Origin of the sequence: Kitasatospora sp. NPDC048722 (assembly GCF_040650235.1) — a bacterium.
In the GTDB taxonomy this organism is placed as follows: domain Bacteria; phylum Actinomycetota; class Actinomycetes; order Streptomycetales; family Streptomycetaceae; genus Kitasatospora.
This window is the reverse complement of the sequence record NZ_JBEZGX010000006.1, coordinates 157,636-172,863: the sequence shown is the minus strand read 5'-3', so window position 1 is coordinate 172,863 and position 15,228 is coordinate 157,636. Positions and strand designations below refer to the sequence as shown.

18 protein-coding genes are annotated in these 15,228 nt (G+C 73.3%); 8 read left to right on the top strand and 10 right to left on the bottom strand.

The features are described from left to right. Window positions 1-94: 94 nt before the first annotated feature. From AB0C76_RS07605 to AB0C76_RS07585, 5 genes are all read left to right on the top strand, one after another. Window positions 95-1,660 (top strand): TldD/PmbA family protein, encoded by a 1,566-nt coding sequence (locus AB0C76_RS07605; RefSeq protein WP_359961122.1) that lies wholly within the window; start codon window positions 95-97, stop codon window positions 1,658-1,660. Continuing rightward, complete coding sequence (locus AB0C76_RS07600; RefSeq protein ID WP_359961119.1) at window positions 1,657-3,054, top strand: metallopeptidase TldD-related protein; 1,398 nt, start codon at window positions 1,657-1,659, stop codon at window positions 3,052-3,054. Before AB0C76_RS07605 ends, AB0C76_RS07600 begins: the two co-directional genes overlap by 4 nt. A gap of 32 nt (window positions 3,055-3,086) precedes the next feature. Continuing rightward, window positions 3,087-3,635: an RNA 2'-phosphotransferase gene (locus AB0C76_RS07595; RefSeq protein ID WP_359961213.1), complete on the top strand. Its 549-nt coding sequence runs from the start codon at window positions 3,087-3,089 to the stop codon at window positions 3,633-3,635. A gap of 113 nt (window positions 3,636-3,748) precedes the next feature. Continuing rightward, window positions 3,749-4,132: a DUF3099 domain-containing protein gene (locus AB0C76_RS07590; protein ID WP_359961116.1), complete on the top strand. Its 384-nt coding sequence runs from the start codon at window positions 3,749-3,751 to the stop codon at window positions 4,130-4,132. A gap of 288 nt (window positions 4,133-4,420) precedes the next feature. Next, on the top strand, window positions 4,421-4,654 hold the full coding sequence (locus tag AB0C76_RS07585; RefSeq protein WP_359961113.1) for a hypothetical protein: 234 nt from the start codon (window positions 4,421-4,423) through the stop codon (window positions 4,652-4,654). A gap of 16 nt (window positions 4,655-4,670) precedes the next feature. Here the strand turns inward: AB0C76_RS07585 and moaA are convergent, their stop codons facing one another. The 4 genes from moaA to AB0C76_RS07565 all read right to left on the bottom strand — a co-directional run bounded on the left by moaA (window position 4,671) and on the right by AB0C76_RS07565 (window position 9,027). Next, window positions 4,671-5,660 carry a GTP 3',8-cyclase MoaA gene (moaA, locus tag AB0C76_RS07580; RefSeq protein WP_359961110.1) on the bottom strand — a complete coding sequence of 330 codons (990 nt, stop codon included), beginning with the start codon at window positions 5,658-5,660 and terminating at the stop codon, window positions 4,671-4,673. An 80-nt stretch (window positions 5,661-5,740) separates the two neighbouring features. Next, on the bottom strand, window positions 5,741-7,351 hold the full coding sequence (locus AB0C76_RS07575) for a cation acetate symporter (protein WP_359961107.1): 1,611 nt from the start codon (window positions 7,349-7,351) through the stop codon (window positions 5,741-5,743). After that, window positions 7,348-7,704 (bottom strand): DUF485 domain-containing protein, encoded by a 357-nt coding sequence (locus AB0C76_RS07570; protein ID WP_359961104.1) that lies wholly within the window; start codon window positions 7,702-7,704, stop codon window positions 7,348-7,350. The genes AB0C76_RS07575 and AB0C76_RS07570 overlap by 4 nt, the downstream gene beginning before the upstream one ends. 279 nt (window positions 7,705-7,983) lie before the next feature. Continuing rightward, the gene (locus AB0C76_RS07565; RefSeq protein WP_359961101.1) at window positions 7,984-9,027 is read right to left on the bottom strand and encodes a zinc-dependent alcohol dehydrogenase family protein; all 1,044 of its coding nucleotides are present in this window, start codon (window positions 9,025-9,027) and stop codon (window positions 7,984-7,986) included. 125 nt (window positions 9,028-9,152) lie between these two features. Here AB0C76_RS07565 and AB0C76_RS07560 point away from each other — a divergent pair, with 125 nt between their 5' ends. Genes AB0C76_RS07560 through AB0C76_RS07550 form a run of 3 tightly spaced genes read left to right on the top strand, consistent with a single transcriptional unit; the run spans window position 9,153 to window position 11,783 of the window. Then, window positions 9,153-10,136 (top strand): DEDDh family exonuclease, encoded by a 984-nt coding sequence (locus AB0C76_RS07560; protein WP_359961098.1) that lies wholly within the window; start codon window positions 9,153-9,155, stop codon window positions 10,134-10,136. A gap of 31 nt (window positions 10,137-10,167) precedes the next feature. After that, on the top strand, window positions 10,168-10,971 hold the full coding sequence (locus AB0C76_RS07555; RefSeq protein WP_359961095.1) for an SURF1 family protein: 804 nt from the start codon (window positions 10,168-10,170) through the stop codon (window positions 10,969-10,971). A gap of 47 nt (window positions 10,972-11,018) precedes the next feature. After that, the gene (locus AB0C76_RS07550; protein ID WP_359961092.1) at window positions 11,019-11,783 is read left to right on the top strand and encodes an SDR family oxidoreductase; all 765 of its coding nucleotides are present in this window, start codon (window positions 11,019-11,021) and stop codon (window positions 11,781-11,783) included. Window positions 11,784-11,795: 12 nt separating this feature from the next. On the opposite strand, the gene AB0C76_RS07545 is transcribed toward AB0C76_RS07550, so the two are convergent. From AB0C76_RS07545 to AB0C76_RS07520, 6 genes are all read right to left on the bottom strand, one after another. Next, complete coding sequence (locus AB0C76_RS07545; RefSeq protein WP_359961089.1) at window positions 11,796-12,443, bottom strand: alkaline shock response membrane anchor protein AmaP; 648 nt, start codon at window positions 12,441-12,443, stop codon at window positions 11,796-11,798. Continuing rightward, entirely contained in the window at window positions 12,440-13,060 is a 621-nt protein-coding gene (locus AB0C76_RS07540; RefSeq protein WP_359961086.1) for a DUF6286 domain-containing protein, read from the bottom strand. The genes AB0C76_RS07545 and AB0C76_RS07540 overlap by 4 nt, the downstream gene beginning before the upstream one ends. After that, complete coding sequence (locus AB0C76_RS07535; RefSeq protein WP_359961083.1) at window positions 13,057-13,392, bottom strand: hypothetical protein; 336 nt, start codon at window positions 13,390-13,392, stop codon at window positions 13,057-13,059. Before AB0C76_RS07535 ends, AB0C76_RS07540 begins: the two co-directional genes overlap by 4 nt. Continuing rightward, on the bottom strand, window positions 13,392-13,583 hold the full coding sequence (locus AB0C76_RS07530) for a hypothetical protein (RefSeq protein ID WP_359961080.1): 192 nt from the start codon (window positions 13,581-13,583) through the stop codon (window positions 13,392-13,394). Before AB0C76_RS07530 ends, AB0C76_RS07535 begins: the two co-directional genes overlap by 1 nt. Window positions 13,584-13,629: 46 nt before the next feature. Beyond that, window positions 13,630-14,163, bottom strand: coding sequence for an Asp23/Gls24 family envelope stress response protein (locus AB0C76_RS07525; protein WP_359961210.1), 534 nt, complete (start codon window positions 14,161-14,163; stop codon window positions 13,630-13,632). 207 nt (window positions 14,164-14,370) lie between these two features. Then, window positions 14,371-15,177 (bottom strand): enoyl-CoA hydratase/isomerase family protein, encoded by an 807-nt coding sequence (locus AB0C76_RS07520; protein ID WP_359961077.1) that lies wholly within the window; start codon window positions 15,175-15,177, stop codon window positions 14,371-14,373. Between the last annotated feature and the right edge of the window lie 51 nt (window positions 15,178-15,228).

Here is a 15,228-nt window from a genome sequence, read left to right as displayed (position 1 = left end):
AATGCGCTGGCCGAAAGTGCGTGGACGGGCAATGATGCGGTGCGGGCGCCCCTGTGCGGCGCCGCACCGCCACCCCCGCGACCAGGGAGCTCGCTTGCCTCCGATCCCTCCGGCCGACAGCGCCGGCGCCCCCCACGGGCGCGCCGTCGACCCGCTGTTCCTCGCCTTCCCGCTGCGCGCCCTCGCCGACGCCGCGCTCACCCGGGCCCGTGAACTCGGCGCCGAGCACGCCGACTTCCGCCTGGAACGGGTCCGCAGCGCCTCCTGGCGGCTGCGCGACGCCCGCCCGGCCGGCACCTCCGACAGCGTGCAGCTCGGCTTCGCCGTCCGCGTGCTGCTGGACGGCGCCTGGGGCTTCGCCGCCGGAGTGGACCTCACCGCCGACGCGGCGGCGCGGGTCGCCGGGCAGGCCGTCGCGGTGGCCCGGCTGTCCGGCGGGATCAGCCGCGCCGCCGGCTCCGCCGAGCGGGTCGAGCTCGCACCGGAGCCGGTCCACCGGGACGTCACCTGGGTGTCCTCGTACGAGGTCAACCCCTTCGACGTACCGGACGCCGAGAAGACCGCCCTGCTCGCCGGGTGGAGCTCGCGGCTGCTGGCCGCCGAGGGCGTCTCGCACGTCCAGGCGAGCCTGCTGACCGTCCAGGAGAACAAGTTCTACGCGGACACCGCCGGCACCGTCACCACCCAGCAGCGCATCCGCGTGCACCCGACGCTGGAGGCCACCTCGGTGGACGAGCGCACGGGCGCCTTCGACTCGATGCGCACCCTGGCCCCGCCGGTCGGCCGTGGCTTCGAGTACCTGCACGGCACCGGCTGGGACTGGGACGCCGAACTCGCCGAACTGCCCGTCCTGCTGGCCGAGAAGATGAAGGCCCCGAGCGTCGAGGCGGGCCGCTACGACCTCGTCGTCGACCCGTCCAACCTCTGGCTGACCATCCACGAGTCGATCGGCCACGCCACCGAGCTGGACCGCGCCCTCGGCTACGAGGCCGCCTACGCCGGCACCTCCTTCGCCACCTTCGACAAGCTCGGCTCGCTCAAGTACGGCTCCGAGCTGATGCACGTCACCGGCGACCGCACCGCCGAGCACGGCCTGTCGACCATCGGCTACGACGACGAGGGCGTCGCCACCCAGTCCTGGGACCTCGTCAAGGACGGCGTCCTGGTCGGGTACCAGCTCGACCGCGGCATGGCGAAGCTGAAGGGCTTCGAGCGCTCCAACGGCTGCGCCTTCGCGGACTCCCCCGCGCACGTCCCGGTACAGCGGATGGCCAACGTCTCGCTGCGGCCCGCCGCCGACGGCCCGGACACCGAGGGCCTGTTCGCGGGCGTCGAGAACGGCCTCTACATCGTCGGGGACCGCTCCTGGTCCATCGACATGCAGCGCTACAACTTCCAGTTCACCGGGCAGCGCGCCTACGCCATCAGGAACGGCGAACTCGCGGGCCAGGTCAAGGACTTCGCCTACCAGGCGACCACCACCGACTTCTGGGGCTCGATGACGGCCGTCGGCGGCCCGCAGACCTACGTCCTCGGCGGCGCCTTCAACTGCGGCAAGGCGCAGCCCGGTCAGGTCGCGGCGGTCAGCCACGGCTGCCCGTCCGCGCTGTTCCGCAACGTCAACGTGCTCAACACCCAGCAGGAGGCGGGTCACCGATGACCGCGACGCAGCCCCACGAACTCGTCGAGCTCGCACTCGGCCTCTCCCGCGCCGACGGCTGCGTGGTGATCGCCGACGAGGAGTCCACCGCCAACCTCCGCTGGGCCGGCAATGCGCTGACCACCAACGGCGTCACCCGGGGCCGCCGCCTCACCGTGATCGCCACCGTGGCCGGTGCCGAGGGCACCGCCTCCGGCGTGGTCTCGCGCGAGGCCGTCACCGCGGACGAGGTCGAGGGCCTCGTCCGGGCCGCCGAGGAGGCCGCCCGCGCCGCCGGACCGGCCGAGGACGCCCAGCAGCTGGCCACCGGCCTGCCGGCCTCGCCGCACTTCGACCAGCCGCCCGCCGAGACCTCGATCGACGTCTTCGAGGACTTCGGCCCGGCCCTCGGCGAGGCCTTCGCCCGTGCCGCCGCCCAGGGCGAACTGCTCTACGGCTTCGCCCGGCACGAGGTGACCACCAGCTACCTGGGCACCTCCACCGGCCTGCGGCTGCGCCACGACCAGCCGACCGGCATGGTCGAGATCAACGCCAAGACCGCCGACCTGTCCGGCTCGGCCTGGGTCGGCGCCGCCACCCGGGACTTCACCGACGTCGACGTCACCGCCCTGCACGCGGAACTGACCAAGCGCCTGGGCTGGGGCGCCCGCACGGTGGACCTCCCGGCCGGCCGCTACGAGACACTGCTTCCGCCCTCGGCCGTCGCCGACCTCATGGTCTATCTGCACTGGTCCGCCGGCGGCCGGGACGCCCACGAGGGCCGCACGGTCTTCTCCAAGCCGGGCGGGGGCACCCGCGTCGGCGACGAGCTCGCCGCGCTGCCGCTGACGCTGCGCGCCGACCCGCGCGAACCCGGCCTGGAGGCCGCGCCGTTCGTCCTCGCGCACGCCACCGGCGGCGACGTCTCGGTGTTCGACAACGGCCTGCCGATCAGCGCCACCGAGTGGATCCGCGAGGGTGTGCTGACCGACCTGGTCACCTCCCGCCACGCGGCCGGCCTCACCGGCCTGCCGCTGCGCCCGGCCGTCGACAACCTGGTGCTGGAGACGGCCGACCAGGACGCCGCGCCGACGCTGGACGAGATGATCGCCCGCACCGAGCGCGGCCTGCTGCTCACCTGCCTCTGGTACATCCGCGAGGTGGACCCGGCGACGCTGCTGCTCACCGGCCTCACCCGGGACGGCGTCTACCTGGTCGAGAACGGCGAGGTGGTCGGCGCGGTCAACAACTTCCGGTTCAACGAGTCGCCGGTCGACCTGCTCGGCCGGATCACCGAGGTGGGCCGTACCGAGCGGTGCCTGCCGCGCGAGTGGAGCGACTGGTTCACCCGCACCGCGATGCCACCCGTGCGTGTCGCGGACTTCAACATGAGTTCGGTCAGCCAGGCCTCATAGCCACTGACCAACGGGGGGATACGAGAGACATGATGGACGAGAAGCGGCTGGTCAAGACGAGCAGGATGCTGTCGCGCATCCTGCGGCACGAGCCCGGGTGGGTCGGGATCACCCTCGACGAGGCCGGCTGGGTCCGGATCGACCTGCTCCTCGCCGCCCTCGCGGCGAAGGGCAACCGGCTGAGCAGGGCCGATCTGGACCACATCGTGGCGACGAACAACAAGCGCCGGTTCGGCTACTCCCCCGACGGTCTCTCGATCCGCGCCAACCAGGGCCACACGGTGGCGGTCGACCTCGGTCTGGCCGCCGCCGTGCCGCCCCCGGTGCTCTACCACGGCACCGCCGCCCGCCACCTGGCGGCGATCTTCCACGAGGGCCTGCGCCCGATGGCCCGCCAGGACGTCCACCTCTCGGCGGACACCGAGACGGCCACCCGGGTCGGCTCCCGGCACGGCCGCCCGGTCGTGCTCACCGTGAACGCCGGCGCGATGGTGGCGGACGGCCACGAGTTCCGGATCAGCGAGAACGGCGTCTGGCTCACCGACGCCGTCCCCCCGCAGTACCTCTCCCGGCGGCCCTGAACGACCCGTCGCGCGTGTCCGCCCGCCCCGGCCTCGTCCTCGGCCGGAGTGCGGCGTACGGTGAATTGGCCGCGCGGCCGGACGCGCGGGTGCTCGGACGAGGACGGTAGGACATGGGCAAGAGCGCGGGCGGTGGGCAGGTCCACCGGATCACGGGGGCGCGCAGCAGCCTCACCGAGGACGTCCGCGGGCGGCAGCGCCGCTACGTGGCCTCGATGCTGCTGCGGACGGTCTGCGTGCTGCTGGCGGTGGTGCTGTGGGACGTGCAGCGCTGGCTGGCGGTCGGCGCGCTCGCGGGCGGCGTGCTGCTGCCGTACTTCGCGGTGCTGATCGCCAACGCCGGACGGGAGCGGGCGCCGGGTCTGCCGAGCACCTTCGACATCCCGCTCGACACCCCGCTGATGCTCGGCCCCGGTGGTACGGGTGGGGCGGGTGCGGCGACCGGTACAGGAGAGGCAAAGAAGTCTCCCACCGATTCTTCACAGAGCGGGAGCTGACTGTCCGGGTCCTCCGCGTTCACGGTGGTTTGACTCGGAGAAAGCTCAAAAGAACCTCAGATTAATCATGCAAGACCTCCCCAAACCGGGGTCTCGGCGTGACATACTGCGTACGCGCTCCGCATCCCCCGTCGGAGCGACGGACCGACGCCGGGCAGCTCCCCCCGTGGCTGCCCGGCGTCGCCATGCCCGCAGCCGGGCCGCGCCGGGATCCCCGGCCGCCGGGCCGCGGAAGGGCCCGTGAAAGACTGGCGGTGCACAGCCCCGCCAAGCCCCGAGGACGGCCCGATGGACACCCCGCAGACGCCGATCTGCTCCGCCAAGGGCTGCCGGGCGGACGCCGGCTGGGTGCTGGTGTGGAACAACCCCAAGCTGCACACCCCGGACCGCCGCAAGACCTGGCTCGCGTGCGACGAGCACCGCGAGCACCTGTCCCAGTTCCTGGGCGTGCGCGGCTTCCTCAAGGAGGTCGTCTCCTTCGCCGACTACCCCCGGGCTCCGGAAGGGTCCGAGGCGGACTAGTGCCGTGGCCTGGCCCCTAGCCCCCGATCGCCGACATCGGCCGGTCGGGCTGGTGGAACTCCGGGTCGTCGATCCCCGCGCCCGCCTTCTTGCCCCACATCGCCGCCCGCCACAGGGCACCTATCTCGGCGTCGTCGGCGCCCGTGCGCAGGGCGGTGCGCAGGTCCGTCTCCCCCGTCGCGAAGAGGCAGTTGCGCACCTGCCCGTCGGCGGTGAGGCGGGTACGGTCGCAGGCGCGGCAGAAGGGGCGCGTGACGGAGGCGATCACGCCGACCCCGGCCGGGCCGCCGTCCACCAGCCAGCGTTCGGCCGGCGCGGCGCCCCGGCGCGCGGAGGGCTCCGGGGTGAGCGCGAAGCGCGCGGCGAGCCGCTCCAGGATCTCCTCGGCGGTGATCATCGACGTGCGGTCCCAGCCGTGCTGGGCGTCCAGCGGCATCTGCTCGATGAACCGCAGCTCGTAGCCGCGCTCCAGGCACCAGTCGAGCAGGTCGGGCGCCTCGTGGTCGTTGACCCCGCGCATCAGCACCGCGTTCAGCTTCACCGGGGTCAGCCCGGCGGCCTCGGCGGCGGCCAATCCGTCCAGGACGTCCTGGTGGCGCTTGCGGCGGGTGAGCGTGAAGAACACCTCGGGGTCGAGGGTGTCCAGGGAGACGTTGACGCGGTCGAGTCCGGCCTCGCGCAGCGCCGTCGCGGTGCGGGCCAGGCCTATCCCGTTGGTCGTGAGCGATATCTCCGGGCGCGGCTCCAGTTCGCCGCACGCGGCGACGATCGCGACCAGCCCGGGGCGCAGCAGCGGCTCGCCGCCGGTGAAGCGCACCTCCCGCACGCCGAGGTCGCGCACCGCGATCGTGACCAGCCGGACGATCTCCTCGTCGGTGAGCAGGTCGGGCTTGCCGAGCCACTGCAGCCCCTCCTCGGGCATGCAGTACGTGCAGCGCAGGTTGCACCGGTCGGTGAGGGAGACGCGCAGGTCGACGGCCTGTCGTCCGAAGGTGTCGAGCAGCACGGCGGTCCCTTCACCAGTAATGCGGCCGGCCCGGCCCACCGTCGCGGCGGGGCCGGGCCAGCATAGTCATCGCGTGGCGATCAGTGGGCGCCCAGTCCGGTCAGCGAGCGGACCTCCAGTTCAGCGTACTTCGCCGGGTCGGGGCGTTCCCTGGACAGCAGGGTGCCGATCCAGCCGGCCAGGAAGCCGATCGGGATGGAGACCAGGCCGGGGTTCTCCAGCGGGAACCAGTGGAAGTCCGAGTCCGGGAAGAGCGAGGTCTTCGCACCGGAGACCACCGGCGAGAAGATCACCAGCAGCACCGAGCTGATCAGGCCCGCGTAGACGGAGGCGACGGCACCGGCGGTGGTGAAGCGCTTCCAGAACAGCGAGTAGAGCAGCGTCGGCAGGTTCGCCGAGGCGGCCACCGCGAAGGCCAGGGCGACCAGGGCCGCGGTGTTGAGCTTGCCGGCGAAGAGGCTGAGCACGATGGCCACCGCGCCGATCGCGACGGCGGCCCACTTCGCCGAGAGCACCTCCTCCTTCTCGGTGGCCCGGCCGCGCCGGATCACGTTGGCGTAGAGGTCGTGCGCGAAGGAGGCCGAGGAGGCCAGGGTGAGGCCGGCGACGACGGCGAGGATGGTGGCGAAGGCGACCGCGGAGATCACCGCGAGCAGGATCGCGCCCCCGGTGGAGCCCGCGCCGCCGCCGAGCGACTCGGCCAGCTGCGGCGCCGCGGTGTTGCCAGCGGCGTTGGCCGCCTTGATCGCCTTGGGCCCGACGAGCGCCGCCGCGCCGAAGCCGAGCGCCAGCGTCATCAGGTAGAAGACGCCGATGATGCCGATCGCCCAGAGCACCGACTTCCGCGCCGCCTTGGCGGTGGGCACGGTGTAGAAGCGGACGAGGATGTGCGGCAGACCGGCGGTGCCGAGCACCAGCGCGATCCCGAGGCTGATGAAGTCGAGCTTGCTGGTGTCGCTGACGCCGTACTTCAGCCCGGGTTCGAGGAAAGCCGTGCCCTTGCCGCTCGCGCTGGCCGCGGCGCCGAGCAGCTCGGACGGGTTGAAGTGGTACTTGGCGAGCACCAGGACGGTCATCAGCGCGGTGCCGGCGATCAGCAGCACGGCCTTGACGATCTGCACCCACGTGGTGCCCTTCATACCCCCTATCACCACGTAGACGACCATCAGCGCGCCGACCGCGACGATGGTCCAGCGCTTGGCGCCCTCCCCGCTGACGCCGAGCAGCAGGGCGACCAGCGACCCGGCGCCGACCATCTGGGCGAGCAGGTAGAAGATCGACACGATGATCGTGGAGACTCCGGCGGCGGTGCGCACCGGGCGCTGCTTCATCCGGAACGCGAGCACGTCCGCCATGGTGTAGCGGCCGGAGTTGCGCAGCGGCTCGGCGATCAGGAGCAGGGCGACCAGCCAGGCCACCAGGAACCCGATCGAGTACAGGAAGCCGTCGTACCCGGAGAGGGCGATGGCGCCGGCGATGCCGAGGAAGGACGCGGCGGACATGTAGTCGCCGGAGATGGCCAGGCCGTTCTGGAAGCCGGTGAACGCCCGGCCGCCGGCGTAGAAGTCGGCGGCGTCCTTGGTCTGCCGGCCGGCCCAGACGGTGATGCCGAGCGTGAGCAGCACGAAGAACCCGAACAGGGTCATCGTGAGTCCGCGGTGCTCGGTGGCGGAGCTGGCGAGCAGGATCATTCGGCGGACTCCCGGGGGGCATGGACGACGGCTCCGTGGGCCTCGCGGATCGCGGCGGCGGGCGGGTCGATCCGCCGGTCCGCGTAACGGGCGTACCACGCCGCGATGGCGAAGGTGGTGACGAACTGCAGCAGCCCCAGCACCAGTGCGACGTTGATGTGCCCGACGACCTTGGTGCCCATCAGACCGGGCGCGTAGCTGGAGAGCAGGACGTAGAGCAGGTACCACAGCACGAAGCCGATGGTGACCGGGAAGGCGAAGTTCCGGAAGGAACTCCGCAGGGTCCGGAACTCCTCGCTCTCGTCGACGAGTTGGACATCCGTAGGGGCAGTGGTGATCGGCGGCGATTCCACGCTGTACTCCTCACTCCTTCGGCGTAGCGGTCGCACAAGGCGGACGGTCGGACGTGAGGGGCGTCACAATCCGTATGCGCGCCGCGCAATGCTAGGAGCGTCGTGCCCACCCCGGAAGGGCTTGACTGCGATCGGCCAGCTGTTCACCCCCTCGCACCATCCAATTGGCCGAAAACCACCACTGGCGTCACTTCGGGACCGCCCCTCCCCATGCTCGAGGGGCGCCACCGTCCAATGGTGGCGCCCCTCGTGACGATCTATCAGGTCCGGCCGGGACCGTCAGAACGCGATCCGGACCTTCAGCGCCGAGCGGTCGTCCATCGCCCGGTAACCGTCCGGGACCTCCGCCAGTCCGACCGTCCGGTCGAACACCAGGCCCGGCTCGATGGCGCCCGAGAGGACGTCGGGCAGCAGCTCGGGGATGTACGCGCGGGCCGGCGCCACCCCGCCGTTCAGCGAAACGTTGCGACCGAACATCTGGCCGATATCGACACCGGCGCTCCCGCCGTGCGGCACCCCGACGTAGCCCACCGCGCCGCCGTCCCGGGCGATCGAGACGGCCGTGCGCATCGACTCCTCGGTGCCGACCGCCTCCAGCACCGCGTGCGCGCCCAGTCCTCCGGTCAGCTCCTTCACGGCTTCCACGGCCGCGTCGCCGCGCTCGGCCACCACGTCCGTCGCGCCGAAGCGCCGGGCGAGGTCCGTGCGGGCGGGGTGGCGGCCGAGCGCGATGATCCGGCCCGCGCCGAGCCGGCGCGCCGCCAGCACGCCGCACAGGCCCACCGCGCCGTCGCCGACCACGGCGACCGTCGAGCCCGGACGCACCCGAGCCGAGACGGCCGCGTGGTGACCGGTGGACATCACGTCCGACAGCGCCAGCAGGCCGGGCAGCAGCTTCTCGTCGCCGGCCGCCTCCTTCGGCAGCTTGACCAGCGTCCCGTCCGCGAACGGGACCCGGACCGCCTCGCCCTGGCCGCCGTCCGAGCCCACCTGGCCCCAGAAGCCGCCGTGCGGACAGGAGGTCTGGAGACCTTCGAGACAGAACTCACAGGTGCCGTCCGACCAGACGAACGGCGCCACGACGAGGTCGCCCTTCGCGAAGTCCCGCACGTCGGCGCCGACCTCCTCCACCACGCCCAGGAACTCGTGCCCGATCCGCTGCCCGGCCACGCGCTGCGCGACCCCGCGGTAGGCCCAGAGGTCGCTGCCGCAGATGCAGGCGTTCAGGACCCGGACCACGGCGTCCGTCGGCTGCCGGACCACCGGGTCCGGGACCTCCTCGATCCGGATGTCACTGGGGCCGTGGATGACGGTGGCGCGCATGGATGTTCGTCCTTGTCTACGGGGTCGGCCGTATGGACGACGCCTATGCGGAACACTCTATTCCGACCGCCTCGCCCGAACATTTCGGCCGGACGCCGTCCGATCGGCGCTTATCCTGTTGGACCATGCAACCGATCCAGCCCGAGACGCACGGCGTGCAGCTCCCGGCCCAGCGCACCGCCACCCTCGACGGGGGCTTCGCCGTGGTGGACGTCGAGACCACCGGCCTCGGCCGCTCGGACCGCGTCATCTCCGCGGGCGTCTACCAGCTGGACCCGGACGGCGAGATCACCGACCACTGGTACACCCTGGTCAACCCCGAGCGTGATCCGGGCCCGGTCTGGATCCACGGCCTCACCGCCCAGTTGCTCTCCGGCGCCCCGACCTTCCCGGAGATCGCCGACGAGTTCGCCACCCGTCTCGCGGACCGCGTCCTGGTCGCCCACAACGCGCTCTTCGACTGGAACATGATCTCCCGCGAGTTCTCCCGGGCCGGCCGCCGCGCCCCGGTCGACCAGCGGATCTGCACCATGGTCCTCTCCCGCGACCTGCGCCTGCCGCTGCCCAACGGCAAGCTCTCCTCGCTCGCCGCGCACTTCGGCGTCCAGCAGCGCCAGGCCCACAACGCCCTGGACGACGCCCGCGTGCTCGCCGAGGCGTTCCGCCCCAGCCTGCACCTGGCGCGCCTGGGCGGCGTCCCGCTGCCCCTGCAGACCTGCGTCGCGGTCACCGACCTCGGCGAGGACGAGCCCGCCGCCCCCGGCCGCGGCAACTGGACCGGCGCCGCCTACCGCCAGGCCAAGAAGCGCCCGCCGTGCCCGTACCCGAACCCGGGGCGCTGGGAGGACGGCAAGCCGCTGGTCCAGGGCATGCGGGTGGCGTTCACCGGCGACACCGCCACCGACCGCGAGCTGCTGGAGGACCGCGCCGCCGAGGCCGGCCTGCACATCGCCACCTCGGTGAGCCGGCTCACCAGCCTCCTCGTCACCAACGAGCCCAACAGCTGGAGCGGCAAGGCGCGCAAGGCCCGCGAGGTGGGCACCCCGGTCGTCGGCGAGGACGCCTTCCTCCAGCTGCTGCGCGAGGTCGCCCCGCACCCCGGTGCGTGAGGCGCCTGTGAGGTCGGCGTACGGTTCCCATGTGTACCGTTTTCTGCTGACCCGGCAATGGCTGATCACCCTGCTGATCGCGCTGCTGCTGATCCCCACGACGATCAAGCTGGGTTTCTGGCAGCTGCACCGCCACGAGGCGCGGGTGGCCCGCAACGAGCTGATCGCCAAGGCGCTCACCGCCAAGCCGGAGCCGTTCGACAGCCTGTCGCCGACCCCGGGCTTCGCCGTCCCCTCGGACCTCACCTGGCGCGCAGTGACGGCCACCGGCCAGTACGACCCGGCGCACGAGTTCGTGGTCCGCAAGCGGACCGACTCCAACGGGACCATCGGCTACTTCGTCGTGACCCCGCTGACGCTGTCGGACGGCAAGGGCACCGTCCTGGTCAACCGCGGCTGGGTCGCCTCCGGTGACACCGCCACCGAGTACCCGCCCGTCCCGGCGGCCCCGGGCGGCGAGGTCACCGTCACCGGCCGGATGCGCGCCGACGAGACGGTCAAGGGCAGTGGCGGTTTCGTCAAGGACCGGGCCGGCCTGCCCGACCGCCAGTTCAACCTGATCAACAGCGAGCAGCAGGCCAAGGAGACCGGCGTCCCCCTGCTCGGCGGCTACCTGGAGCTCACCGGCACCACCCCGGCCCCGGCCGCCCAGCCCGAGCTGATCCCCGACCCCGACCACTCCGACATCGGCCCGCACATGGCCTACGCGATCCAGTGGTGGCTGTTCACCTCGATGATCCCGGTCGGTGTGTGGATCCTGGTCCGCCGCGAGGCCAAGGACCGCGCCAGGCAGCAGGCCGAACCCGAGGCCGCCGCGGAGATTGTCCCCGCCTGAGGACGCCCGCGCAATGCCGGACGCCCCCGACCCGGCAAGATGTCCCCATGGATCTCGGACTGAAGGACAGGGCGTACGTCGTCACCGGCGCCACCCGCGGCCTCGGCCTCGCCACCGCCCGCGAACTCGCCGCCGACGGCGCCCACGTGCTGGTGACCGGCCGGACCAAGGAGACCGTGGACGCGGCCGTCGCCGAACTCGCCGGTCTCCCCGGCACCGTCCGCGGCGTGGCCGCCGACAACGCCGACCCGCGGACCGCCGAACGGCTCGTCGCCGAGGCGACCGCCGCCTTCGGCCGCCTGGACGGCGTCCTGATCAGCGTCGGCGGCCCCCAGGCCGGCCCGGTCGGGACGACCCCGGAGGAGGCCTGGCGCGACGCCTTCGAGTCGGTCTTCCTCGGCGCCCTGCGCATCGCCCGCACCGCCGCCGCGGCCCTCGGCGAGGGCGGCGTGATCGGCTTCGTGCTCTCGGCCTCCGTCCGCCAGCCGATCGCGGGGCTCGGCATCTCCAACGGCCTGCGCCCCGGCCTCGCGATGGCCGCCAAGTCGCTCGCCGACGAGCTCGGCCCGCGCGGCATCCGGGTGGTCGGCCTGCTCCCGGCCCGGATCGACACCGACCGGGTCCGCGAGCTCGACGCCCTCGGCGGCGACCCGGAGGGCGCCCGCGCCCACCACAGCGCCGGCATCCCGCTCGGCCGCTACGGCACCCCGGAGGAGTTCGGCAAGGTCGCCGCGTTCCTGCTCTCCCCCGCCGCGTCCTACCTGACCGGTGTGATGGTCCCGGTGGACGGCGGAGCCCTGCGCACCCTCTGAGTCCCCGGCCGGTCACTCCACCCGCGGATGCCTCCGCCTCCTCCGCCGCCGCCGGCGCCGCGCACCGGCGGGGGCCTCCTGGAGCACCCGGATCCGCAGGTCGGCGGGCAGCTCCGGCACCCTGAGGCTCCCGAGCGCGTCGGCCCGCGGTCCCGTCTCGAAGTGTTCGACCAGCGCGGCCGGGTCCCCGCCGGGGGTGAGCCGGACGGCCCCCCGCAGCCGCGGGTGCCCGGGCGCGCGCACCAGGCGCACGTCCGCGCGCTCGACCTCGGGCAGCACGACGGCCCCCGACTCCAGCGCCGACTCCAGCGCCCGCGCGCTCACCCGCGTCCTGAGCCCGGCCACCCCGGGCGTCGGCACCGCGATGCTGGAGAGCCCGGTGCGCCGCAGCTGCGCCACGAGCCACCACACCGTGGCCACGACCAGCACCGACAGCCCGCCGATGACGGTCGGCCACCACCAGGAGCCCGCCACCCACCGGGTACGCGACCTGGCACTCACCACGGGCTGGTAGGGCGAGGTCAGCGGCCACCAGCCGGGCGGGTGCACCCCGAGCCGCCCGTACAGGTCGAGCCCGCCGGCCAGTACCAGCACCCCGGCCACCACGAGCACCGCCCCGACCAGCCCGATGAGCACCCGGTTGACGGTCCCCCGGCTCATCCCGCCGCCCCTCCCGCGCCGCCCGCGCTCCCCGCCGCCTCCGTCTCCGCCTCCCCGGCCCCTTCCCGCGGCACCGTCCGGACGTCCAGCCGCAACGGCCGCGCCAGCGTCACCCGCGCGAGCTCGTCCCGAAGCTGCCGCTGCAGCGACGCCGGGTCGGACGGCCCGTACAGGTGCACGCGGACCCGCCGCCGCCCGATCTGGATCCGGACCCGCTCGACGCCCGGGAGCCCGGCCGCCCGGTCGGTCAGCAGGTGCCCGATCCCGGACCGGTTGATCACCGCGCTGGTGCCCCCGTGCGGACGCAGCGCCAGCCACCGGCGCATCCCCGGCGCGAACGCCAGCCAGAGCAGCAGCGCCCCCAGCCCGGTGGCCGCCCCCGCCCCGACCAGGACCCACAGGTCGTCCAGGTGACGGGTCGCGAGCTCGTCCGCGAGTTCCGCCCGCCACCGCCGCACGGAGTGTCCCGTCCGCACCGAGACCACGTCATAGAGCAGCGCGCCCGCGACCACCAGCACGCCAGCCGCCACCAGCACCGCCTCGGGCGTCCGCGCCGCCCGGGGCCGGCGCACCTTCTCCTCGCCGCCCCCCGCCTCCCCCTCCTCCGGAGCCGTCACGACCGCCCTCCCGTCACCAGCCGCTCCACGACCACGACCACCTCCGAAACCCGTGTCCCCGTCAGCCCCTTGACCTGCGCCCCGACGCGGTCCCGCACGGCCCGCGCGAGCGCGGCCAGATCGGCGGGGAACGGCAGCTCGACCTCCACCCGGACCCGGACGGTGCTGCCGGGGACGGACACCGACACCGTGGGCGGCCCGCCCCTGACCGACCGTCCGGCCCACGCCCCCGCCAGGGCCTCCGCGGCCGCGCGGGCCGCGATGCGCGCGTACGCGCGGTCGGAGATCCGGGTCCGGCCGCGCTCCGCGGCCGGGGCGGCCGTGCCCGCCATCAGCGGCGCCGGTCGCGGCCGCGGAGCAGGTCGCCCAGGTCCCCGAGTTCGATGTCGCCCTCCAGCAGCCGCCCGATCACGAAGCCGACCAGCCCCAGCGCCGCCACCAGCAGGAAGGCCGCGAACCCGCCGAAGTACCCGGCGAAGCCGAGCGCCATGCCCACCACAAGGCCGACCACGGCCAGGTTCATCCGCTACTCCCTCGTCCTGCGCCCGGGATCCCGTGCGCCCGGGCGGTCACTTGAGCTTGGGCCGCTGCCCGGACGGCACCACCTGCTCCTCTTCCTCCTCGAACTCCGGCTCGTCCGGGAGGTGCACGTCGTTGACCGCGATGTTGACCTCGACGACCTCGAGGCCGGTCATCCGCTCGACCGCGTCGATGATGTTCTCCCGCACCTGGCGGGCGAGCTCGGGGATGACGACGCCGTACTCGACGACCAGCGCGATGTCGATCGCGGTCTGCTTCTCGCCGACCTCGGCCTTGATGCCGCGTCCGACGCTGGACTTTCCGCCGGGCACCCGGTCCCGCATGGCGCCGAACGTCCGGGCGAGCCCGGAGCCGAGGGCGTGGATGCCGGAGACCTCGCGGGCCGCCATGCCGGCGATCTTCTCGACCACTCCGACGGCCAGCGCCGTCCGGCCGCGCTCGGCGACCGGCTTGGGCGCAGCGGCGGCGGACCCGGCGGGCGAACCGGCCGCACCGGAGGAACCGGACGGGCCGGAGGCGTGGGAAGCAGCGGAGGCCGGGGCGTTGGCGGGGTTCTTGTGCATGCTCGCGGGCGTCGGAGTGTCAGGCATGGGGCGGGTCTCCCGTCGTACGGATCCAGCTATATCGCAGATCCCTACAACTCTGGCATTTCGCCACGTTTCGCGCCCGCCGAGCGGCGCTTCGGCACCCCTCAGGGAACCCCCGGGAACGACGGAGGCCCGGCTCCGGGGAGCAACCCCGGAGCCGGGCCCACCGAGCGGGAACGGACGTCAGTCGCCGATGCCCGCCAGGTCCCGCAGACGACGGGCCTGCGCGACCCGTTCGGCGGAACGCTGCTCGTCGAACGACCGGCCCGAGGCCCCCTGCAGCAGGGCCTTCGTCTCGATCGCGGCGTTCCGCGGCGCGGCCAGCAGCGCGGCGGCCAGGTCGCGCGCGGCGCCGTCGAGCTCCGCGCCCGGGACGGCGATGTTGGCCAGGCCGATCGCGACGGACTCCTCCGCACCCACCCAGCGGCCGGTCACGCAGATCTCCAGTGCCCGTGCGTAGCCCACGAGTTCGGTGAGCGGCTTGGTGCCGGCGAGATCGGGGACGAGCCCGAGCGACGTCTCCTTCATGGAGAACTGGACGTCCTCCGCGACGACCCGCAGGTCACAGCCGAGCGCGAGCTGGAACCCGGCGCCGACGGCGTGCCCCTGGACGGCCGCGATCGAGATCAGGTCGGGCCGACGCCACCAGGTGAAGGCCTCCTGGTAGGTGGCGATGGTGTCGTCGAGCTCCTTCTCCTCGGCGGCCGCGAGCTGGAGGAAGCTGGGCTCGCCGGGGATGCCCTCGGGGGTGAACATGGCCCGGTCGAGGCCGGCGGAGAAGGAGACGCCCTCCGCGCGGAGCAGCACGACGCGGACGGTGCCGGGCAGATCACGGCCGGCGGCGGCGAGGGCGCGCCACATGGCGGGCGACTGGGCGTTGCGCCGCTTGGGCTGACACAGGGTGACGACGGCGAGGTCGCCGTCGATCTCCAGGCGGACGCCGTCCTGCTCCCCGCTCGGGGTCTGCGGGTCGGTGGCGGGGGCGGTCATGCGGAGACCTCCGGTGGCGAGGGACTTGGCTACCGGAGAGTAACAAACCCG

Bases quoted from the DNA above. Each gene is read 5' to 3' on its own strand.
- AB0C76_RS07600 (WP_359961119.1), top strand. From the start codon at position 1,657: ATGACCGCGACGCAGCCCCACGAACTCGTCGAGCTCGCACTCGGCCTC.
- AB0C76_RS07595 (WP_359961213.1), top strand. From the start codon at position 3,087: ATGGACGAGAAGCGGCTGGTCAAGACGAGCAGGATGCTGTCGCGCATC.
- AB0C76_RS07590 (WP_359961116.1), top strand. From the start codon at position 3,749: ATGGGCAAGAGCGCGGGCGGTGGGCAGGTCCACCGGATCACGGGGGCG.
- AB0C76_RS07585 (WP_359961113.1), top strand. From the start codon at position 4,421: ATGGACACCCCGCAGACGCCGATCTGCTCCGCCAAGGGCTGCCGGGCG.
- AB0C76_RS07575 (WP_359961107.1), bottom strand. From the start codon at position 7,351: ATGATCCTGCTCGCCAGCTCCGCCACCGAGCACCGCGGACTCACGATG.
- AB0C76_RS07565 (WP_359961101.1), bottom strand. From the start codon at position 9,027: ATGCGCGCCACCGTCATCCACGGCCCCAGTGACATCCGGATCGAGGAG.
- AB0C76_RS07560 (WP_359961098.1), top strand. From the start codon at position 9,153: ATGCAACCGATCCAGCCCGAGACGCACGGCGTGCAGCTCCCGGCCCAG.
- AB0C76_RS07550 (WP_359961092.1), top strand. From the start codon at position 11,019: ATGGATCTCGGACTGAAGGACAGGGCGTACGTCGTCACCGGCGCCACC.
- AB0C76_RS07545 (WP_359961089.1), bottom strand. From the start codon at position 12,443: ATGAGCCGGGGGACCGTCAACCGGGTGCTCATCGGGCTGGTCGGGGCG.
- AB0C76_RS07535 (WP_359961083.1), bottom strand. From the start codon at position 13,392: ATGGCGGGCACGGCCGCCCCGGCCGCGGAGCGCGGCCGGACCCGGATC.
- AB0C76_RS07530 (WP_359961080.1), bottom strand. From the start codon at position 13,583: ATGAACCTGGCCGTGGTCGGCCTTGTGGTGGGCATGGCGCTCGGCTTC.
- AB0C76_RS07525 (WP_359961210.1), bottom strand. From the start codon at position 14,163: ATGCACAAGAACCCCGCCAACGCCCCGGCCTCCGCTGCTTCCCACGCC.
- AB0C76_RS07520 (WP_359961077.1), bottom strand. From the start codon at position 15,177: ATGACCGCCCCCGCCACCGACCCGCAGACCCCGAGCGGGGAGCAGGAC.